The sequence below is a fragment of the Streptomyces sp. NPDC002623 genome, assembly GCF_053592635.1.
On the sequence record NZ_JBSFWB010000008.1, the window covers coordinates 265294 to 285824 of the forward strand.

Annotated in this window: 22 protein-coding genes; 10 read left to right on the forward strand and 12 right to left on the reverse strand. The window is 69.1% G+C overall.

Annotated features, from left to right (window positions below):
* Positions 1-3: 3 nt before the first annotated feature.
* The gene (locus ACWD4O_RS17435) at positions 4-561 is read right to left on the reverse strand and encodes a very short patch repair endonuclease (RefSeq protein ID WP_451280663.1); all 558 of its coding nucleotides are present in this window, start codon (positions 559-561) and stop codon (positions 4-6) included.
* Between the two features lie 109 nt (positions 562-670).
* On the opposite strand from ACWD4O_RS17435, the gene ACWD4O_RS17440 reads away from it, so the two are divergent.
* The 3 genes from ACWD4O_RS17440 (at position 671) to ACWD4O_RS17450 (ending at position 3689) form a co-directional block, all read left to right on the forward strand.
* The gene (locus ACWD4O_RS17440) at positions 671-1900 is read left to right on the forward strand and encodes a DNA cytosine methyltransferase (protein WP_451280665.1); all 1230 of its coding nucleotides are present in this window, start codon (positions 671-673) and stop codon (positions 1898-1900) included.
* 163 nt (positions 1901-2063) lie between these two features.
* Positions 2064-2828 (forward strand): GIY-YIG nuclease family protein, encoded by a 765-nt coding sequence (locus tag ACWD4O_RS17445; RefSeq protein WP_451280666.1) that lies wholly within the window; start codon positions 2064-2066, stop codon positions 2826-2828.
* A gap of 111 nt (positions 2829-2939) precedes the next feature.
* Positions 2940-3689, forward strand: coding sequence for an HNH endonuclease (locus ACWD4O_RS17450; RefSeq protein WP_451280667.1), 750 nt, complete (start codon positions 2940-2942; stop codon positions 3687-3689).
* 1 nt (position 3690) lies between these two features.
* Here the strand turns inward: ACWD4O_RS17450 and ACWD4O_RS17455 are convergent, their stop codons facing one another.
* From ACWD4O_RS17455 to ACWD4O_RS17470, 4 genes are all read right to left on the reverse strand, one after another.
* Complete coding sequence (locus tag ACWD4O_RS17455) at positions 3691-4470, reverse strand: hypothetical protein (RefSeq protein WP_451280668.1); 780 nt, start codon at positions 4468-4470, stop codon at positions 3691-3693.
* Complete coding sequence (locus ACWD4O_RS17460) at positions 4471-5664, reverse strand: DUF262 domain-containing protein (RefSeq protein ID WP_451280670.1); 1194 nt, start codon at positions 5662-5664, stop codon at positions 4471-4473.
* 175 nt (positions 5665-5839) lie between these two features.
* Positions 5840-6268, reverse strand: a complete 429-nt coding sequence (locus ACWD4O_RS17465) for a hypothetical protein (protein WP_451280672.1) — start codon at positions 6266-6268, stop codon at positions 5840-5842.
* Positions 6269-6298: 30 nt separating this feature from the next.
* Positions 6299-7183, reverse strand: a complete 885-nt coding sequence (locus ACWD4O_RS17470; protein ID WP_451280674.1) for a helix-turn-helix transcriptional regulator — start codon at positions 7181-7183, stop codon at positions 6299-6301.
* Between the two features lie 102 nt (positions 7184-7285).
* On the opposite strand from ACWD4O_RS17470, the gene ACWD4O_RS17475 reads away from it, so the two are divergent.
* The 3 genes from ACWD4O_RS17475 (at position 7286) to ACWD4O_RS17485 (ending at position 9810) form a co-directional block, all read left to right on the forward strand.
* On the forward strand, positions 7286-8026 hold the full coding sequence (locus ACWD4O_RS17475) for an SDR family NAD(P)-dependent oxidoreductase (protein WP_451280676.1): 741 nt from the start codon (positions 7286-7288) through the stop codon (positions 8024-8026).
* 90 nt (positions 8027-8116) lie between these two features.
* A complete protein-coding gene (locus ACWD4O_RS17480) occupies positions 8117-8743 on the forward strand; it encodes an RNA polymerase sigma factor (RefSeq protein ID WP_451280870.1) in 627 nt (208 codons plus the stop codon).
* Positions 8740-9810 carry a CU044_5270 family protein gene (locus ACWD4O_RS17485; protein ID WP_451280678.1) on the forward strand — a complete coding sequence of 357 codons (1071 nt, stop codon included), beginning with the start codon at positions 8740-8742 and terminating at the stop codon, positions 9808-9810. Before ACWD4O_RS17480 ends, ACWD4O_RS17485 begins: the two co-directional genes overlap by 4 nt.
* On the opposite strand, the gene ACWD4O_RS17490 is transcribed toward ACWD4O_RS17485, so the two are convergent.
* Entirely contained in the window at positions 9807-10241 is a 435-nt protein-coding gene (locus ACWD4O_RS17490; RefSeq protein WP_451280679.1) for a hypothetical protein, read from the reverse strand. The genes ACWD4O_RS17485 and ACWD4O_RS17490 overlap by 4 nt on opposite strands.
* A gap of 240 nt (positions 10242-10481) precedes the next feature.
* Here ACWD4O_RS17490 and ACWD4O_RS17495 point away from each other — a divergent pair, with 240 nt between their 5' ends.
* Positions 10482-10823, forward strand: coding sequence for a hypothetical protein (locus tag ACWD4O_RS17495; RefSeq protein ID WP_451280681.1), 342 nt, complete (start codon positions 10482-10484; stop codon positions 10821-10823).
* A gap of 120 nt (positions 10824-10943) precedes the next feature.
* Here the strand turns inward: ACWD4O_RS17495 and ACWD4O_RS17500 are convergent, their stop codons facing one another.
* On the reverse strand, positions 10944-11921 hold the full coding sequence (locus ACWD4O_RS17500) for a GlxA family transcriptional regulator (RefSeq protein ID WP_451280682.1): 978 nt from the start codon (positions 11919-11921) through the stop codon (positions 10944-10946).
* 103 nt (positions 11922-12024) lie between these two features.
* On the opposite strand from ACWD4O_RS17500, the gene ACWD4O_RS17505 reads away from it, so the two are divergent.
* On the forward strand, positions 12025-12492 hold the full coding sequence (locus ACWD4O_RS17505; RefSeq protein ID WP_451280684.1) for a DUF2269 family protein: 468 nt from the start codon (positions 12025-12027) through the stop codon (positions 12490-12492).
* A 60-nt stretch (positions 12493-12552) separates the two neighbouring features.
* Entirely contained in the window at positions 12553-14100 is a 1548-nt protein-coding gene (locus tag ACWD4O_RS17510; protein WP_451280686.1) for an alginate lyase family protein, read from the forward strand.
* Between the two features lie 65 nt (positions 14101-14165).
* Here the strand turns inward: ACWD4O_RS17510 and ACWD4O_RS17515 are convergent, their stop codons facing one another.
* The gene (locus ACWD4O_RS17515) at positions 14166-15548 is read right to left on the reverse strand and encodes a DUF445 domain-containing protein (RefSeq protein WP_451280688.1); all 1383 of its coding nucleotides are present in this window, start codon (positions 15546-15548) and stop codon (positions 14166-14168) included.
* Between the two features lie 59 nt (positions 15549-15607).
* Between ACWD4O_RS17515 and ACWD4O_RS17520 the strand changes: the two genes are divergently transcribed.
* On the forward strand, positions 15608-16936 hold the full coding sequence (locus tag ACWD4O_RS17520; RefSeq protein WP_451280690.1) for an SGNH/GDSL hydrolase family protein: 1329 nt from the start codon (positions 15608-15610) through the stop codon (positions 16934-16936).
* Positions 16937-16967: 31 nt separating this feature from the next.
* On the opposite strand, the gene ACWD4O_RS17525 is transcribed toward ACWD4O_RS17520, so the two are convergent.
* The 4 genes from ACWD4O_RS17525 to ACWD4O_RS17540 are packed head-to-tail and all read right to left on the reverse strand — an operon-like array spanning position 16968 to position 20360.
* Positions 16968-17663, reverse strand: coding sequence for a DUF1707 SHOCT-like domain-containing protein (locus ACWD4O_RS17525; protein ID WP_451280691.1), 696 nt, complete (start codon positions 17661-17663; stop codon positions 16968-16970).
* Positions 17664-17672: 9 nt separating this feature from the next.
* On the reverse strand, positions 17673-18740 hold the full coding sequence (locus ACWD4O_RS17530) for an ABC transporter ATP-binding protein (protein WP_451280693.1): 1068 nt from the start codon (positions 18738-18740) through the stop codon (positions 17673-17675).
* Between the two features lie 5 nt (positions 18741-18745).
* The gene (locus tag ACWD4O_RS17535; RefSeq protein WP_451280872.1) at positions 18746-19510 is read right to left on the reverse strand and encodes an ABC transporter permease; all 765 of its coding nucleotides are present in this window, start codon (positions 19508-19510) and stop codon (positions 18746-18748) included.
* Between the two features lie 49 nt (positions 19511-19559).
* Complete coding sequence (locus ACWD4O_RS17540; RefSeq protein WP_451280694.1) at positions 19560-20360, reverse strand: ABC transporter permease; 801 nt, start codon at positions 20358-20360, stop codon at positions 19560-19562.
* Positions 20361-20531 lie beyond the last annotated feature (171 nt).

A 20531-nucleotide genomic window follows, 5' to 3' on the forward strand; every position in this document is an offset into this window, starting at 1 on the left:
CGGTCAGTCGCTTTCCGGGCCGTGCGGGCTTTCCGGGCTTCGCCGGCTCTGCGGGCTCTGCGAGCTTTCCGGGGGCGTCGCGGTTCGGCGCTGCTGCGTCCGCCGTGCCTCCGCCACGCTCTTCTCGACCCGGGTGGCCGCCTGAATCGGGTCCTCGTGCTCCCATACCCGGACGACCGTCCAGCCCGCCTCCGCGAGTCGCCGGTCCGTGTCCACGTCGCGCGTCCGGTTGCGCTCGACCTTCGACGCCCAGTAGCCGCCGTTGCGCACGGCGACGGTGTGGTGCTCCGGGCAGCCGTGCCAGAAACACCCGTCGAGGAAGACTGCGACCCGCGCCTTGGTGAACACCAGATCCGCGGTGCGGCGCAGTTCCTTGATCGGGCGGGCGGCGACGCGATAGCGCAGCCCGCGCGCGTGCACCGCCCGCCGCAGTGCCAGCTCCGGCTTGGTGTCGCGGCTCTTGTTGGCGCGCATGCTGGCCCGCACAGCGTCGGAGGAGGCCCAGGATCCCCTCGCGGCCATCGTGCCCTTCTCAACGGCCTCGGACTCTTCCCCATCCATGACCACACCGTAGTCCGGGCCCCAGGCCTGCGTCCCAGGAGACTCCCGAAAACGGTCGGTGCTCGCCTTGCACGCCGTGATTGTCGGTGCCCTCCCGTACCATCGCCGAGTGACCACAGTGCTCCCGTCTGATCTTGATTCCACCGCCTCGACCGCCGCGTCCGCGCCCTTCGAGGTCGCCGAGTTCTTCGCCGGAATCGGCCTCGCCCGGCTGGGGCTGGAGCGCGCGGGAGGCTTCAAGGTCACGTGGGCGAACGACCTGGACGCCCAGAAACACGACATGTACAAGGGTCACTTCACCGACGACGAGGATCACTACGTCCTGCGAGACATCCGTGAGATCGCGGGCGACATCGATTCCGAGCAGGCCCCAGGAAACGTCGACCTCGCCTGGGCCTCCTTCCCCTGCACGGACCTCTCCCTGGCCGGGGGCCGCTCGGGCCTCGCTGGAAAGCACTCCAGCACGTTCTGGGACTTCACCGACGTCATCAAGGCCATGGGCGAGCGCAAGGGCGGCAAGCTGCCTTCCGTGATCGCGCTGGAGAACGTGAACGGCTTCGCAACGAGCCACAACGGCGCCGACATGAAGGCCGCGATCGAGCGCTTGAACGACCTCGGCTACTGGGCCGACGTGGTCACGCTGGACGCGCGTCGCTTCGTCGCACAGTCCAGGCCTCGCCTCTTCGTCGTCGCCGCACAAGAGGAACTGGCCAAGCCCCGCACTGACGATCGCCGGGACACCTCCCTGCGCCCCTCCTGGCTCGACCGCGTTCTCGACGACAAGGATCTGAAGACCCACCGCACCCTCCTGCTCGACGAACCCCCTGCCCTGCGCACCACCGGCTGGACCGATCTCGTCGACCCCGACGTCGACACCGTTGACGATTGGTGGGACGACGAGCGGGTCGCTCACTTCAAGAGCCAGCTCTCCGACGTCAACAAGGCCCGCGTCGAGCTGCTCAGCCGCGAACCCGAACCGTCTTACCGAACCGCGTACCGTCGTACCCGGAACGGCATCCCCGCCTGGGAGATCCGCGACGACGACGTGGCCGGCTGCCTTCGCACCGCCCGCGGCGGCTCCTCGAAGCAGGCCGTCGTCCGCATGCAGAAGGGCAAGGACATGCGCGTGCGCTGGATGACCGCCCAGGAGTACGCCAAGCTCATGGGCGCCCCGGAGTACACCCTGCCTGAGAAGCGCAACCAGGCGATCATGGGCTTCGGAGACGCGGTGTGCGTGGACGCGGTGGCTTGGCTCGCGAAGAACTATCTCAAGCCGCTGCTATCCGGCACCTGGAGTCACGAGCCGGTTCCGGCGCAGCGAGCCGCACTCCCCCAGTAAACGACCCGGCTACGGCTGCTACGCCGTAGCCGGATGTCCATCATCGTTCGCGGCTACCCGTAACAGTCAACGTGAGCAGCTTCTAGGCCAACGCGCATGCGGAAGAGCTAGTCTCGGTTCGATCCGATCATCTGATTTCCGACAGCCGTGAGGACTGCACCGCATGACGAAGCGTTCCGTCCCCAAGCGCTCTGAGCTGCCTGCTCCACAGGTCCAAGACTTCCGGGACCTGCTCAACGGAGCCCTCAATGCGGCGGACCCGCAGGGTAGGAAGTGGTCCGACGCCCAGTGGGGCTGCTATGCGTTCTACGACTATGACGGTGAGCCGATCTACGTCGGGCAGACCAACGAGAAACTTCGCGCGCGGGTGCGCCGTCATCTGACGAACCAGAGGACGGACGCAGTGGCGATGCGCATCCTCGACGTCTTCGAGGTGGCGGAGATGGAGCTGTGGCCGCTCTGGGAGTTCGAGGGGGTCAAGGCGAATGACAGCGATGCCAAGAAGCACCTCGACGCGGTCGAGTACTCGGCTTACCTCCAGGCCATTGAGAGAAGCCGCTTCCACGCGATCCTCAACGAGAAGATCCCGCCACGCTCCCAAAGGGTCGAACTACCGCCGTCTGAACGGTTCGACCTGATCAGCGAGGAAACGCGCCGCGAGCGCGGGCATCCAGACATTCGGATCGCCCGTCGAGCCGAAACGATTTCCCGTCTCGCGGCTGTGGCGCACGAGCGGGGCGAGGTTTCAGAGGGTCTGCGTCGAGCGCTCGTCATCCAAGCAGTGCGCCTTGCTTATCTGGCAGCTTCAAGACTCGCCTTCGTGGAAGGACGGCCTGAACCCGACGCTGCCGCGATCAGCGTCGAAGGACTCGTGGGAACCGTCCTCCAAGAGCACCGGGCACAGCCGACCTTGGACGACGCCGAGTAATGTTCGAGGCCGACACGTCCCTGAAGATCCTTCTTCCGGAGACCCTCCGATCCGCCCGGCCCACCGAAAAGGGCACGCCCCAGACCACCGAACACTCATACGATATCGAGCATGCGAATACCTGCGTGGACTGAGGACGAACTCGTGCTGGCCGGCGCGCTCGTAGTGAAGAACGGCTGGCGCGAGTTGCGGACCAGCGATCCCAGGGTGCAGGAACTGTCGGATCTCCTCCGCTCACTTCCCATCCACGATGCCGAGGCACTCGCGCTGCCGAGCTTCCGCTCTCCCGACAGCGTCAGCCGCAAGACGACCGACTTCATGACCAACCACAAGCCCTACACCGGCAAGGCCACGCGATGCGGCAAGCCTACGCTGGTCATGATCGACGCCTTCACCGTGCGCGAGGCCGAGATGCTCCAAGCCGCTCAAGCTATCGAAGAGGGCATCGGCTCAGGCGAGTTGCATCTCATTCCCCCGCAGCCCGACGAAGTCGACGAGACGGGTGCCAGCGCCGTCGAGGGACGCCTCCTCGCCCGCCGGGCGCTCTCCCGCGAACGAAACCCGAAGCTCCGCGCTCAGAAGATCGCCCAAGTGCGGCAAGGCGGGGGCCCACTCCGATGCGAGGTGTGCGACTTCGATTTCGCCCGCGCATACGGAGACCTGGGCGAGGGCTACATCGAAGTGCACCATGTCACCCCCCTCTATATCTCTGGCAGCCGAGAGACCAAGCTCGACGACCTGGCATGCGTATGCGCCAACTGCCACCGCATGTGTCACAGGTCCAGTGCCGGAGAATCATGGCGCACGCCGGCTGTTCTGCGGGAGTTGATACGCAAGTCCGGTACCGAGGAGGCTTTCTAGACTAATCGATCGCCACCGTCAAGGAACGATCGAGAAGGTCTCGGAGCTCGGAAAGGGAATCCTTGACAGCGATCCACCTCTCCCATGCGTCTCCAACAGACATCTGCTGATAGATCGGGCTGGGGAGACTTTGATAGGGATACTTTCCAGCTGTTGTGGATCTGTGTGCCGCTTCACCTCGACCCGCAGCCAGGCTCTGAAGAGCCGCAACGAGGTTTGAGCATTCTTCCCGCACCAAGGCCTTGCTGAACCCCAAAGGCTCAAGCAAGCGACACAGATCATAGTCCGATATCCCGTGACTGACACCAACCACGTCATCCCGATACCAGTTGCTAACCCGCCCGATCAGCGTCTTCCTGTTCAGTATGGGGACATCGTCGACATCGGCCCGCTTGGGCTTTCCACCACCAGATCTCATCTTCCTCACCTGAGCTGGAGAGGCATAGAAGTCGACGAAATATCCCTGCCCTTCCAACATATTTCCGATGTTCCTCCGGAAATGAATGGTCAGGGCATGGAGACAATGATGCTGCATGGCCTTGTCGTCATCTTGCGCCCAACGAGCTAGGTATTCCAAACACTGCGTCTCCACGAACTCCTCCAGTTCGGAGCTGCAGAGAATAAGGAAAGCCCTGACTCGGACGCGGACATCATCAAAGTACTCGTCCGTCATATCGACTGGATCAGATGCCACTCCACCATCGCTGGTAAGCATCCGCAGTTCCCGTGCGACGGCGTTCACGTTCGACTCAAGCGAGGAAACAGCTTCCCACTCAGTCACCTACGACACCTCGGACAGCGCGATGACACTTCCAGGGAGCTCCGCTTCCAATCCTGACAAAACATGAAGGCGCTGACCCCAGGCCTTAAATCGAGTTTTCACCGCGAGCGGTGTCTTCGTTGTACTGCTGACTGCATCAACGAAGTCGCGATCTCCCTCGCAGAGCAATTGGAACTCGGCTTTCACATCCTCCGCGTGATCCAACTGCCACTGCCTGAGGCCGGAATTGACCAAGAAGTGAATTTGAACGTCAAAGATCGCCCTGTTGAAGGAGCGTTCAAACCTGCCGCGCGTGTACTTCCTGCACGCATCATCACCAAAAATCTGGCGGACAGCGTCGATGGCGGAATCCAGCGCGTCAGCCGCCTTGCGGACCGTCGCGCCTGAATCCGCGTCCCAGGAAGCCGTCAGAGCCCTTGCCGTCCCATCCAGGAAATTCTTAAGATTCCCCTCGTAGGGTTGAACCCCAAAATTAAATGCAAGGAACCTCAGGAGTAGCTCCGCGTCCACCATGCGACGATCCGGCTTGCTCTTATTCAAGAGGGACCTAAGTGCGAGGCTGGCACCAGAACGCTCGTCTACAAAGTCCATAAACTTACCAGGAAAGAGCGCCTGTCGAAGCTCTTGCGGTGAAAGCTTCAGGCTTCCAGAATTGAGGCGATAGAAAACCGTGTACAGGAAATCCTGACTGTGCCACTTGCGTAGCAAAACGGCCCGGATCGTGGCATTTTCAAATCTGACAGCCTCAACCGGATACCCGTCCTGCATCTCATCATAAGTTATGCCGTTGAGCTTCTTGGTCTCCGTGAGGCCGGTGAGCTTCAGCCGCTCGGGAAGCCACTCGACATCTCGCGGGTCAGCCGGGTCCGCGCAGAATTGCCGAATCGCCAAAAGACGCTGCTTGCCATCGATGACCATATACCGGCCAGGCGTGTTCTGATCTTCGGCCAGAACGATCTGCGGTACCGGGTAACGCTGAACCAGTGACTCTATGTACCTGGACTTGGCAACCTTCGTCCACGCGTCTCGACGTTGAAAGCTCGGGTTGAGGTCGATGCGGCCTTTGCGCATCTGACTCACGACGGTCTCAACCGTCCAGTCGACCGTCGTCGTTGCGGCCTCGTCATCGTCCCAAGCGGAAAGGTCCTGCTCGTCCTCGCCGGACTCATCGACGTATTCGTCCAAGTCAGTCATAGCGTGGAGTGTATCTGTCACTGGTTTGCTGCTGTCACTGAACGGCAGGAACAAGCAGCCGCCAACCGCGGCTCAACGTCACGCTCCGACTCGCGACGTTGAGCTCCGGCGATCGTCGAGTGAGCATTGGTCATTGCGGCAGGACGGCGCTCTCCACCTCGAAGTGCGTTTGCGCCTAGTCCAAGGCTTCGTCCACGTCGCGGCCTTGAGCGTGGAGCCAGTGAAGGAGGTCGACGATGGCATCGATCGCCGCCATCTCTGCCACGGTCGCGCGAAGCCGGCTCCGCTGCACCGTCCGGATCAGCTGGCCCTCGCGGTAGAGATCAAGAACCCTCTCGGCTCTTGAGACATGGAGGGTGCCGCGGTGGCCGTAGGGCACTGCCAGCCCAGTGGCCAACTCACACCACGTCACCTTTCGGTCAGCGTGCAGCTGGACGCCCCAGCGGTCAGCGATTGCGTCCACGAGCGCCATGCCTCGCCCGGCCTCGCAGTCGGTGCTCGCATCGAGGAGCGTGGGCAAGGCGCGGGCATCGGTACGGCCAGTGACGACGGTTACTGCCTCACCCGGTACAACATCGAGCGCCGCGCCGACGCACGTCGTCACACTCCTTGCTCCGGTGACGCCGGGGTCCTCTCAAAGTGACCCCCGCCTAGCCTCGGGCACCCCCAAGGTCGGCGTCCCCTGCCCCTCCTCGATCAGCGGCTGCGACCCCAGTACCGCCAGCAACTCCAAGCGTTCCGCGTCCTCCGTTCCCGGTTCCGCTGTGTACAGCATGATGCGGAGGTCGCTGCCGGCGACGGTGAGGACGTCGCAGTCCAGGGTGAGGGGGCCTGCCTGGGGGTGGTCGATGGTTTTGCGGGAGGACTGGTGGTGGGCGACGGTTCCGGAGTCCCATAGTTCCGCGAAGCGGGGGCTTTTCGCTCGGAGGTCCGCGATCAGTTGGCGTAGGTGTTGGTCCGCCGGGTAGCGGGTTGACGCTGTGCGTAGGTCGGCGGTTACCGCGGCCTCCAGTGCTCGGCGGGACTCCGGTGTGTGGCGGACGCGGTCGTCGGAGCCCAGGAACGCGCGCCAGGCGCCGTTGCGTTCGCGGCCGTGGCGTTCGCCCATCAGGGCCGTGTAGAGGGGGTTGGTCAGGAGGAGCGTCCATGACGCGTCCGAGACCGCCACCGGGGTTCCCGTCAGGCGGTCCAGCATGCGGTGCACGCTCGGTGCGATGTACGCCGGCACCGTGCCCTGGCCGGGTGGGACCAGGCCGGCCGTGTGGAACAGGTGTTCTCGTTCGGTCGGGGAGACTCGGAGGGCGCGGCCGAGGGCCTCTACGACCTGTTCCGAGGGGTTCGTCGCCCGGCCCTGTTCCAGGCGGGTGACGTAGTCGACCGAGATCCCGGCCAGCATCGCCAGTTCCTCGCGGCGAAGGCCGGGGGCGCGGCGGTGGCCGCCCGAGGGCAGTCCCGCCGCCACCGGGGAGACCCGGTCCCGCCACCGTCGTACCGTCCGTCCGAAGTCCGTGCTCGCCATGTCACCACTGTGCACCGCCCGCGCCGGGTCTTCCTGGTACCGGCAGTCCCAGGAAGACGGGGCTCCTGGCTGCTCCTCCGCCATCGCCCGCAGCCTGGGGTCATGACCTCAACGAGCGACACTTCAACGAGCACCACCACTACGACGCTGATCACCGGCGGCAACAAAGGGCTCGGGTTCGAGACCGCCCGGCGGCTCGTCGGTGCGGGGCACATCGTCTACGTCGGGAGCCGTGACGCCGAGCGTGGGCGGCGGGCTGCCGAGCGGCTGGGGGCGCGGTGGGTCCGGCTGGACGTCACCGACGACGGCTCCGTCGAGGCCGCAGTCAAGGTCGTCGAAGCCGACGGCGGGCTTGACGTGCTGATCAACAACGCGGGGATCGAGAGCCGGGGCGCCGACAACGGCATCGTCGGCGCCGCGGAGGTGACCGCCGAGCACATGCGGGAGGTGTTCGAGACGAACGTCTTCGGCATGGTGCGCGTCACCCACGCGTTCCTGCCGTTGTTGCGACGCTCGGCCGCTCCGGTCGTCGTCAACGTCGGCAGCGGGTTGGGCTCCCTGAGCCGGGTCACGGACGCGAGCACTCCGGCGTACGCGTATCCCGGCGTCGCCTATCCCGCCTCGAAGGCCACGGTCAACATGATCACCGTGCAGTTCGCGAAGGCGTTCCCGGGCATGCGGATCAACGCGGTGGAGCCCGGGTTCACGAAGACCGACCTCAACGGGAACACCGGCGTCCAGAGTGTCGAGGAGGGCGCTGAGATCATCGTCCGGATGGCACAGCTGGGTGCCGACGGTCCGACCGGCGGGTACTTCGACGCGGCGGGGTCGCTTCCCTGGTAGGTGTGAGTAGGTGTGAGCCATGCCACGGGAACTCCGCCGGGGGGCCGGAGAGGTACAGGTGTGAGCCCCAACGATGACGACGACGGACGTTTGCGCGAGCGGGTGCGGGGCGGGGAGCGTGCGGCGTTCTCCGAGCTGTACGAGCTGTACGCCACGGCCGTGTACCACCATGCCCTTCGGCTGACCGGTGACTGGTCGGTGGCCGAGGAGGTCATGTCCGAGACGTTTCTGGCTGCCTGGCGGGGGCGGGGGGAAGTGGCCGTCGAGGGTGGGTCGTTGCGGCCCTGGTTGTTCGGGATTGCTACCAATAAAGCGCGCAACGCCGACCGGGGGCTTCGGCGGCGGCTCGCCTTTCTTGCTCGGCGGACCGAGGCCGAGACGATCGACGACTTCGCCGAGGACGTCGTCGGGCGGGTCGACGACGCCCGGCGGCTCGCCGAAGTGCGGCGGGTGCTGGGGCGGTTGCGGCGGCACGAGCGGGAGGTCATCGCCCTGTGCGTGTGGGGCGGGCTCGACTACGCGCAGGCCGCCGAGGCTCTCGGGGTGCCCGTGGGCACCGTCCGGTCGCGGCTCTCGCGGGCTCGGGCGCGGCTTCGGGAGATCGTCGGGCGTACGGAACAGCGTATGGAACGGCGCACGGAACTCCGGGGGCGTCGCGGAGAGGTAGAGAGTGAGACCGCGTTCGCGGTCCTGCCCATTCAGGAGGAAGCCCGATGAACTCCAATCCGGAGGAACTCGACGAACTCGGGGAACTGGCACTGCTGTTGCCGGCCGATCCCGTCGAGCAGGGGCTGCCGTCCGGGCGTCACTCCCATCACAAGGACGTTCTGATGCAGCTCATCGACCGTGACACAGCCCTGCCCGGAAGGCGGACGTTCGTGCGGCCCGCCCTGATCGCCGGTGCCGTCGCCGGCGCCGTGGCCGTCGCGCTGGTCGCCGGGGTCGGGGTGGCACGCCACGGTGACGGCGGTACGTCGTCGGTGCGGGCCGGTGCCGGCAGCGCGCCCTCGGGAGGCAGCACCGGCGCCGTCGTGACCCTCGACCGGATCGCCGCCGTCGCCCTGCGGACCGACGTCGAAGCAGTGGGCGAGGACCAGTTCGTGTACGTGCGGAGCAGGACCGCACACAACGAAGGCGTCTTCGAGGGGCCCGTCGAGCTGGGGAAGCTGAAGGAGCGGCAGGTGTGGTTCTCGCAGCAGGCGGGGGCCACGATCGATGTCGGGCTGATCCACGAGGACGGGCAGGACTGGCCGATCGAGGTGGGCGTGGTGGACGGGACCGATCCGAAGGACGCCGGCATCCCCGCCGGGATCGACCGGCCCACCTACGCCTGGCTCGCCTCCCTGCCCACCGATCCCGAGGCGCTGCTGCAGCTGCTCTACGCGGAGACGCCCGAGGACGAGACCCGTAACGACCGGGGCCAGGCCGTCTTCAACGAGATCGGCAACCTCATCGGGGAGCAGATCATGCCCCCCGCCACCGCCGCCGCCTTCTACCAGGCCGCCGCGCGGATTCCCGGCGTGACCGAGCTGCCCGACGCCGTCGACGCGGCGGGACGGCACGGGATCGCGATCGCCCGTGAGGACACGGTGGACGGGACCCGCACGGAGTGGATCTTCGACCGCACCACCCTCGGCTACCTCGGCGAACGCACCGTCTTCAGCCGGGACACCGAGCGGGCCGAGGCGGGGACGGTCCTCTTCACCAGCGCGGTGCTGGAGCGCGCCGTCGTCGGCAAGCGGGGGCAGGAGCCGGGCGAGCGCCGGCGGGCGGGGAGGAGTTAGCCCCAAGGGCCGTCCGGCTCCGTCCTCGGACGGCGCCTCGCCGCCGCGCGGACGCGTTTCGTGCGGCCGTGTTCCGCCAGGAACGCCAGTACGGGGGCCGGGACGCCCGGGGTCTCGGTGAGTCTGCGTTGCAACCAGTCCGAGGCGGCGGACACGGTGGACGCGCTCCAGGAGTGGGCGCTGATGGCCTGCTGGACGAGCGTCCACTCCTGTAGGCGGAGGGTCAGGAAGGGGTCGTCGCCGATGGCCTCCGGCAGTGGGGCTGTCCAGGTGTGCCACGTCCGGTCGTCGGTGCCGGCCAGTTTCGCCGCCCTTGCGTCCAGGTGTCGGACCACCGCCGCTCGGGCCATCTGGCGGTCCGGGTCCTCGGTGAGGATGCGGCGGATCAGCGGTGCCTCTTCTGCCGCCGGGGCCGCGTCGAGGGCCCGCACGTACTCGGCGAACCTCGCGTGTTCCGGGGGTTCGGACGGCTCGGAGGGCTCTGAGGGTTCTGATGGCTCGGAGGGTTCTGATGGCTCGGACGGTTCTGAGGTGGCGTCCAGGAAGTTCTTCATCGCCTCGCGCAACGGTTGTGGGATCGCGGTCGACGCCCCCGCGAGTCGGGGGTGTCATGCCTGCGCGTTAGCCTCGCAGACGTAGGGGATACGGGACCGACCAGGAGGCAGACAGGCATGACAAAACTCGCGAAGGTCGCGAAGGTCGCGAAGGTCGCGGACGTTCCCGGTGCGGTGATCGCCGCCGGTGGACTGGTCGGCGGGTACGGCGTGGCCCGGTGGACGAAGCAGCGGCCGCTGGGCGGGGCCGTCCTCGCCGTCGCGGGGGCCGCTGCGGCGCGGCAGTGGCAGCAGCGGGCGGGCGGGAAGACGGCCGGGGCGCTGACGGTCGTGTACGTCGCCGCCTTCGCGGGGTCGCATCCGCTGGCGAAGAAGGTGGGCGCGTGGCCGGCCGTCTTCGGCGTGGCGGGTGCGGTGGCGGTCGCGTCGTGGGCGGTCGCGGACCGGAAGGGCGCCTGATCGGCCGACGGCCCCAACCTCGGCCTCGGCCTCAACCTCGGCCTCGGCCTCAGGAGGAGTGCGGCGGGTAGGCGCCGTACAGGGACGAGGGCGCCCCGTGACCGGCGGCCTGGCCCGGCATCAGTGGCGCCGGTTCGACGCCGGTTCCTGCCCCGACCGGAACGCCCGCCGGTACCCCTGCGGGCTCGTCCCCACCACCCTGCGGAAGCGCTCCCGGAACGCCGTCGGGGAGCCGAACCCCGCCTGGGCGGCGATGCGTTCGACCGGGTACGCCGTCGACTCCAGCAGGTACTGCGCGCGCCGCACCCGGGCCCGGTGCAGCCAGCTCAGCGGCGTCGTCCCGGTCTGTTCGCGGAAGCGGCGGTTGAGGGTGCGGGTGCTCACGCCGGCCCGCTCGGCGATCCGGTCGAGCGTCAGATCGCCGCCGCAGTTGTCCTCCAGCCAGACCAGCAGGGGTTCGAGGGTCGCCCCGGCGGGCGCCGGTGACAGGTCCTGGACGATGAACTGGGCCTGGCCGCCCTCCCGTTCGAGCGGCATGACCGACATCCGGGCCGCCTGTGCGGCGACCGCCGAGCCGTAGTCGCCGCGGATCATGTGCAGACACATGTCCAGGGCCGCGGCCGCGCCCGCCGAGGTGAGGAACTGGCCGTTGTCGACGTAGAGGACGTTCGGGTCGACCACCAGCTTCGGGTAGCGCTCGGCCAGCTCCCGCGCCGCGATCCAGTGCGTGGTCACGCGCAGCCCGTCCAGCAGGCCCGTCGCGGCGAACAGGAACGCGCCGACGCAGACCGAGGCGATCCGCGTGCCGTTCGCCGCCGCGTCCCGCAGCGCCTCGGCCACGCCGGGCGGTAGCTCGTCCGGCGGGCATTCCACCCCGGGCAGGATGATCGTGTCCGCCTCCGCCAGCGCCTCCAGCCCGTACGGCGCCCGCACGGTGAACGCTCCCGCGCTCACCTCCCCGGAGGCGGAGGGCGAGCAGACCCGCACCCGGTACGCGGGACGGCCGTCGGGCATCCGCGCCCAGCCGAAGGCGTCGATCGGGGCGGACAGATCGAACGGGATTACCCCGTCCAGGACCAGTACGGCGACGGTGTGCATGGCAAAAGCGTAGGCATACGACGGAATACCGCTGGCGAGAATCCGTCGGCCTCTGGCATTTCCGCCGCTTCTGCGAGTTCCCCGTGCCGCCTAGCGTCGGTCCGTGACCAAGTTCCTCCTCGCCGTCCATGTCCTCGCCGCGATCGTCGCCGTCGGGCCCGTCACGGTCGCCGCCAGCATGTTCCCGCCCGCCGCACGCCGCGCCCTGGCCGCGCCCGAGGACGTGCGCGCGAGTGAGACCGTGCGGCTGCTGCACCGCATCTGCCAGGTGTACGCGGCCGTCGGCATCGCCGTCCCCGTGTTCGGGTTCGCGACGGCGGGCGCGATGGGGGTGATGGGCGATCCCTGGCTGATCGTGTCGATCGTGCTGACCGTCCTGGCGGCGGGGGTGCTGCTGGTCCTCGTCCTGCCCCGGCAGGAGGTCCTCGTCGAGAGCAGCGGCGAGGGCGACGGAGGCGGGACACGGGAGACGACCGTCCAACTCGGCATGTTCACCGGGGTGTTCAACCTGCTGTGGGCGACCGTGACGATCCTGATGATCGTCCGGCCGGGGTCGACCACCGGCGCGTAGCCGGGGGCACGGGCCATCCGACTTTTCGTTATCCCCGCGCCCCGCGCCCGTCTCCCGGTCATGCACCTGACTCGACCTCGACAGAACAGCGTCGGCACGGGCGTCGGCACGGGCGTCAGCCGCCGGAGCGTGCTGAAGGCCGCGGGCGTCGCGGGCGGGGCCGCCGCCCTCGGTCTCGCCGCGGCTCCGACCGCCACCGCCGCCGGCTACGCCCACCCCGGCCTCCTGCACACCGGCGCCGACCTGGCCCGGATGGCCGCCAAGGTGAAGGCCGGCGCCGCGCCCTACACCGCCGGCTACGCCAAGCTGACCGCCAACCGGCATGCGCAGAGCGGCTGGACGGCCAACCCGCAGACGACCGTGTACCGGGGCTCGGGCTCGCCCCAGAACTACACGATCCTCTACAACGACCTGCACGCCGCCTACCAGAACGGCCTGCGCTTCCACGTCAGCGGTGAGAGCCGGTACGCGGACACGGCCGTCGCGATCCTCAACGCCTGGTCGGCGAAGCTCACCTCGCTCGCGGGCTCGGCCGACCGGTTCCTCGCGGCCGGGCTGTACGGCTACCAGGCCGCCAACGCCGCCGAACTCGTCCGCGACCGGCCCGACTTCGAGCTGGAACGTTTCCAGAAACTGCTGAGCGGCGTCTTCTCCCCGGTCAGCGAGAGCTTCCTCGTCAACCACAACAACGCGGTGGTCACGAACTACTGGCCCAACTGGGACCTGACCGCCATGGCCTGCGTCCTCGCCACCGGCATCTTCTGCGACGACAGCGCCAAGGTGGAGCAGGCCGTCGAGTACTTCAAGAGCGGCTCGGGGCTGGGCGCCGTCAAGAACGCCATCCCCGTCGTGCACGACGACGGCCTCGCCGAGTGGCTGGAGGCCGGCCGCGACCAGGGCCATGCGCTGCTCGGCGTCGGCCTCATGGGCACCTTCTGCGAGATGGCCTGGAACCAGGGCATCGACCTCTACGGCTACGACGACAGCCGCTTCCTCAAGGGCGCCCAGTACGTGGCCAAGTGGAGTCTCGGCGGTGACGTCGCCTACACCGCCAACACCCGTAAGAAGGGCGCGATCGGGGGCTGGTCGGGCAGCGAGACCGCTTCCGACGCGGCCGCCGTCGACCCCACGATGACCCGGCCGATCTGGGCGATGATCTCCAACCACTACACCAAACGCCGGGGGCTCTCCGCCCCCTACCTCACCCGCATCGCCGCCAAGGCGGCCCCCGAGGGCGGTGGCGGGGACTACGGCCCCAACAGCGGCGGCTTCGACCAACTCGGCTTCGGCACACTGGCGTTCACCCGGGACGCGGAGAGCAGGGCGACGACGGCCGTCCCCACGAAGCCCACCGCCTCCGCCACTGCCTCGGCCACCGCCACCGCGGACGCCTCGGACACCTCGGGCAGCTCCGCCACCCCCTCCCCCACCTCAAGCCCCACCGCGAGCCCCGCCGCCGGCCTGTCCGCCGCCGGGAAGAGCGGCGACCTCGCCTCCACCGGCTCCACCGACCTCGTCGCCTGGACCGCGACCACCGGTCTCACCGCCCTGGCCGGCGGCCTGCTGTTGCTGCGCCGCCGCGCACGGACCCGGGACGCGGCCGAGTAGGAGACCCCGAGCCCCCGAGGGCCCGAGGCCAGGCAGGCACCCAAAACCCTCGCCCGCCAAGCCCCCTACGCCCCCAGCCACCGCGCCACGGTGTAGATCAGCAGCCCCGCCAGCGAGCCCACCACCGTGCCGTTGATCCGGATGAACTGCAGGTCACGGCCGATGTTGGCCTCGATCTTGCGGGTGGTGTGCTCCGCGTCCCAGCTCGCGACCGTGTCGGTGATCAGGGAGGTGATCTCCTTCCGGTACGTCGTCACGACGTGCACCGCCGCGCCCTCGACCCAGCTGTCGACCTTGTCCTGGACCTTCCGCTCGGTCGCCATCCGCGCACCCAGCGACAACAGGGAGGCCCGCACGCGCAGGCGCAGCTCACTGCGCTCGTCCTCCGCCGCCGCGACGATCATGGAGCGGACGGCGGTCCAGACGGACGCGATCAGGTCCTGGACCTCGCCCCGGCCCAGGACCTCGCCCTTGAGCCGCTCCACCCGCGCGCGGGTCTCCGTGTCGGACTGCAGGTCGGAGGCGAAGTCGGTGAGGAAGCGGTCGAGGGCGCCGCGGGCGGGGTGGGTGGGCATGTCCCGCATCTCGGCGCAGAAGCGCAGCAGCTCCTTGTAGACGCGCTCGCCGACCTTCTTGTCGACGAATCTCGGGGTCCAGCCGGGCGCGCCGCCCTGCACCGCGTCCATCACCGAGTCGGCGTGCAGCACCAGCCAGTCGTGCGCCCGCGTCACCACCAGGTCCACCGCCCGCCGATGGCCGCCGTCCGCGACTATCCGCTCCAGCAGCTTGCCGATGCCCGGCGCGATCTCCTGGGCGTCGGCGCGCCGGGTGATGGCCTCCGCGACGACCGCCTGGACGTCGGAGTCGCGCAGCACCGTCAGCGCGCCCCGCAGCGCCGTCGCCAGCTCCGCCGTCACCCGGTCGGCGTGCGCCGGCTCCGCCAGCCAGGTGCCCAGCCGGGTGCCGATGCCGACCGCGCGCAGCCGCTGCCGTACGACGTCCTCGGAGAGGAAGTTCTCGCCGACGAACTCGCCCAGCGAGACGCCCAGCTGGTCCTTCTTGTTCGGGATGATCGCGGTGTGCGGGATGGGCAGGCCGAGCGGGTGACGGAACAGCGCGGTGACCGCGAACCAGTCGGCGAGCGCGCCGACCATGCCCGCCTCCGCGGCCGCCGCCACATAGCCCGCCCAGGCGCCCGCGCCGTGGTGGGAGGCCAGCTCGGCCAGCACGTACACCACGGCCACGAAGAGCAGCAGCCCGGCCGCGGTGAGCTTCATCCGGCGCACCCCGCGCTGCTTCTCCTCGTCGGCGGGGGTGAAGGAGGTCATGGCTTTGTAGGACGTCTTCCGGTCCGGCGTCCCGTCCGGCGCCCCGTCCGCCGCCGCTGCCGCTGCTGCTGCCGCTTCGGTTCGTTCCATTTGCTCCACCCGTTCGGTGATCCCGCGCACATTGTCCCTTCCTGACCGACTCCCGGAACGAATCAAGAGTTCCCGGCGTCTGTCAGGGGGTGACCGTCAAGCACCAGGGCTATGCCCTCCTGTCGGCGATCGTCGCCCTTGTCGTGGCCCTGTCCGCGGCCATATACGTCGGGGCCGCCGCCGATCACGGTCGGGGGCACCGCCGGAGCGCGGACACGGCCGCCGGGGGCCCCGGCCGCGCCGCTCCCGTCTCGACCGGCCTCTGGGCCGGCAGCTGGGCCGCCGCGCCCGTCGGCGGCGAACCGGGCACCGAGGCCGACGGCATGGCGGGCCGCACGGTCCGCAACGTCGTGCACACCAGCGTCGGCGGGACGAGCGCCCGGGTCACCCTGTCGAACCTCTACGGCACCCGCCCGCTGACCGTCAGCCACGCCACGCTCGCCGTCGCGGCCGCCGAGAACAGCGCGGCGGCCGACCCCGAGCGGCTGCGCCGGCTCACCTTCGGCGGCGCCACGACCGTCGTCGTCCCGGCCGGCGAGCAGGCCGTCAGCGACGCCGTGACCGTCGCCGTCCCGGCCGACGCCGACGTCCTGGTCAGCATCTACTCCCCCACCTCCGCCGGCCCGGTCACCTACCATCCGAACACCCGGCAGACCAGCTACGTCGCCGTCGGCGAGGCCACCGAGGACGTCACCGGCGCCGCGTTCACCGCGACCAGTACGCACTGGCGCTATCTGACCGCGCTGGACGTCCTCGGCAACGAGGCCGACGGCACCGTCGTCGCGTTCGGCGACTCCATCACCGACGGCGTCACCTCCACCGTCGGCGAGAACCGCCGCTGGCCGGACGTCCTCGCCGACCGACTGCGCACCACCGCCGACGCCCAGGGGGACGCGCCCCGCTACGGCGTCGTCAACGCCGGCATCAGCGGCAACCAGGTCCTCGTCGACGACGACGCCCGCGGCGCCAGCGGCCTGAACCGCTTCGAACGCGACGTCCTCGACCGGGCGAACGTGAAGGTCGTCGTCATCGACCTCGGCGTCAACGACATCCTGCGCAGCCGGACCCTCGCCGACCCGCAGCGCATCGTGGCCGGACTGCGCACCCTCGTCGACCGCGCCCACGCCCGCGGCGTCAAGGTCGTCGGCGCCACCCTCACACCGTTCCGCGGCCACGCCCGCTACACCGACGCCCGGGAGGGCGTCCGGCAGCAGATCAACCGGGCGATCCGGACCGGCGCACTGTTCGACGAGGTCGTCGACTTCGACAAGGCCCTGCGCGACCCGTACGACCCGCGCAGCTTCCGCTCCGAGTACGACTCCGGCGACCATCTGCACCCCAGCGACCGGGGCTACCGGAAGATGGCGCAGACCGTCGACCTGGCCGAGCTGACGGGGTCCGCACCCGCCCGGCTGTAGGGCGGAGGGGACCGAGAAGGAGCTGCGGGGCTCAGTCCTCGCCGGAGCGCAGCTCGCGCTTGGCCGCCTTGCGCGCCAGCTTCTCCTGCCGCCGGGCGGCCCGCGTCTTCTTGCGCTCGATACCGACCCCGCCCCAGAAGGCGAACCCGGTGACGATCACCCGCGGCGCCCCCGGATCCCCCAGGACACCGCTCTCCCCCTCGTCGAAGCCGCCCATCACACCGATGCCGCGGACCGCCACCTCGACGCCCGGCGGCACGGTGATCTGCATCCCGCCCATGATCGCGACGCAGTTGATCACGACCTCGTCGGCGGCGAAGTCCGCCTCGCGCAGGTCGATCTCACCGCCGCCCCAGAAGGCGAAGCAGTTGAAGCGCCGCGGGACCGTCCAGCGGCCCCTGCGCTGGAAGCCGGACATCACGGCCACGCCCCAGGTCGACGAACCATTGCCGCCCACCACCCGCCCGGCCCAACTCCCGTCCGCCGCCGGCTCCTTGCGCAGCGACGGGACCGGCGGGGGCGCGACTCCGGCGACCGGCAGGTCCCGGGTGATCGGCGCCAACTCCCCGTAGGTGCGCGCCTTGTACGTCTGATCCAGCCGCTCCTCGAACTCCGCCATGTCGAGACGACCCTCCGCGAGGGCGTCCCGCAGGACCTCGGAGACCCGCTCACGATCGGCGTCGGAGGCGCGAAGGTCCGGGGGGCCCGGCACTGCGTCGTCGGTCATGTCAGCAGCCTACGATTTCCCGGGCCCGGGCACTACGGTCGACCGCCCGGCCGCCGGCCCGTCGTGCCGGCGCTCCGCGTACATCTTCGCGATCACCGCCTCGATGTCCGGCTCCCGCACCGACAGGTCCACCAGGGGATAGTCGGCCGCGATCCGGGCGACCAGCGGCGCCGCCGAATCCGACGCCGGGAACGCCAGCCACTGACGCGGACCGTCCACCTTCACCACCCGCGCCGCCTCCCCCACATCGATCGGCGGCAGCTCCCGCTCCAGGTCCACCACCAGCGTCCGCTCGCCGTCGCCCGCCTCGTGCAGCCCGGCCAGCGCGCCGTCGTAGACGAGCCGCCCGTGGTCGATGACCATCACCCGGGAGCAGAGCTGCTCGATGTCCTGGAGGTCGTGCGTGGTGAGCAGCACCGTCGTGCCGCGCTCGGCGTTCAGCTCCCGCAGGAACTCCCGCACCCGCGCCTTGGAGACGACGTCCAGACCGATCGTCGGCTCGTCGAGGTAGAGCACCTCGGGATCGTGCAGCAGGGCCGCCGCGATGTCGCCGCGCATCCGCTGACCGAGCGAGAGCTGACGGACCGGGACGTCCAACAGGGCTCCGAGGCCGAGGAGTTCGACCAGGCTGTCGAGGTTCTCCCGGTAACGGGCCGCCGGGATGCGGTACATGCGGTGCATCAGCCGGTAGGAGTCGATCAGGGGCAGATCCCACCACAGGGTCGTGCGCTGACCGAACACCACCCCGATGCGGTGCGCCAGCCGCGTCCGCTCGCGGGAGGGGTCGATGCCGGCCACCCGCAGCCGGCCGCCGCTCGGGGTCAGGATCCCCGTCAGCATCTTGATCGTCGTCGACTTCCCGGCGCCGTTCGGACCGATGTAGCCGACCATCTCACCGCGCGCCACCGTGAAGGAGATCGCGTCGACCGCCCGCACCTGCCGCAGCTCCCGCTTCAGGAAGCCGGCCTTCTTCCGCACGTCGAAGACCTTCTCGACGCGGTCCAGCTCGATGAAAGCGTCCGTGGCGCCCGTACCGTCCGCAGCCGCCGCCGTGTCCATGGTGTCCCTGCCGCCCATCGTGGCTAACTCCCCGTACTCCGATACGACCTGAGCCCCGTCCGCCAGGCCAGTCCCGCCGCCGCACAGCACGCGGCCGCCACCAGCGGCGGAGTGAACGCCGCCCACTCCGGCAGCCCCAACGGGTACGGCCGCCCCAACACATAGGCCGCGGGCACCCAGTTGACGAAAGCCAGCGGAAACACGAAGGTCACCCCCCGCACCAGCTCCTTGCCGAAGACCGTCGGCGGATACTGCAACAGCGTCTGGCCGCCGTACGTGAACGCCGACTGCACCTCCGACGCGTCCTGCGCCACGAACTGGAAGGCCGCGCCCGCCACCAGCACCGCGGAGAAGATCACCCCGCCGCAGACCAGCGTCACCGGCACCAGCAGCGCCTTCACCGGCGTCCACGCCACGTCCATCGTCACCAGCGCATAGCCCAGCACCAGAGCGCCCTGCATGATCCGGCTGACCCGGCGCAACGCGAACCGGTCCGCCGCGACCTGGGCCAGCAGCGGCGCCGGCCGCACCAGCAGCGTGTCCAGCGTGCCGTCACGCACGCGCGTGCCCAGCCGGCCCGCCGACCCGATCGCCAGGTCCGCCAGCCCGAACGACATCGCCGACAGCCCGTACAGGAACGCGATCTCGGGCAGCGTGTACCCGCCGAGCGTGTCCACCTGCGAGAACATCAGCAAGATCGCGACAAAGTCCAGACCGGTCACCAGCAGCCCGCCCACCACGGTCATCACGAAGGACACCCGGTAGGTCAACGTCGACCGGATCCACATCCCGGCGATCAGCCGATAGGCCCGCAACCCCTCCGCCAGCCGCCCGCTCTCACCCACCCTGGACCACCACCCGCCGCGTCGCCGCCCCCTGCAGCACCCGCCCCACCGCCAGCAGCACCACCGCCCACACCGCCTGGAACGCGAACGCGGGCAGCGGATCGGCCTCGCCCATCAGCACATCGGCCGGCATCTGCAACAGCGCCGCCCACGGCAGCAACGCCACGATGTCCCCGTACGGCTGCGGAAACGCGTTCAGCGGCAGCGCCATCCCCGAACAGAACATGCCCGTCACCATCAACACCTGCAGCGCGCCCGTGCCGTCCAGCAGCCAGAACCCGCTCAACGCCACCAGGAACCGGATGCCGTAACTGACCAGCATCGCGAGCGCGACCGCCACCAGGAACGCCAGCCAGGTCACCGGATCGTCCGGCAGCGCCGTGGGAAAGACCAGCGCCCCGAACACGAACGGGATCACCCCGCGCCCCAGCAACTGGAACAACGCCCGCCCCATGTCGCTCGCCAGCCACCACACCTGAAGGTCGGCGGGCCGGTACAGGTCGATGGCGATCTCACCCGTGCGGATGCGCGCCATGAGGTCGGCCTCGAAGCCGCCGCCCTGGATCGCCAGCGTCGCGAAAAGCGCCTGCCCCAGCCACACATAGGTGACCGCCTGCGCCTGGTCGTAGCCCCCCAGGTGCGGCCGCTCGTCCCACAACGCCAGGTATGTGTAGACGAGGATCAGGCCGAAAACGGTGTTCGTGAACACACCGGCGGCCGTGGCCACCCGGTAGGTCGCGTACCTTCTGAAACCCCCCGCCGCGACGGCCGCGTACAACCGCGCCGATCCCAAGGCAACCGTCCCTTCTCGCCCGCTGGGCACCCCTGGCACCCGCACGACACCGAAGCGCAGGAGCCTAGTGCGCCGGTCCGGGCGCGTGCCATGCGTTTTCCGCCGCAACACGCGCCGATTGTCGGGAACGGAACGCTTGGTGCGAGAGTCTTCAAGAGGGGGCGCAGAACG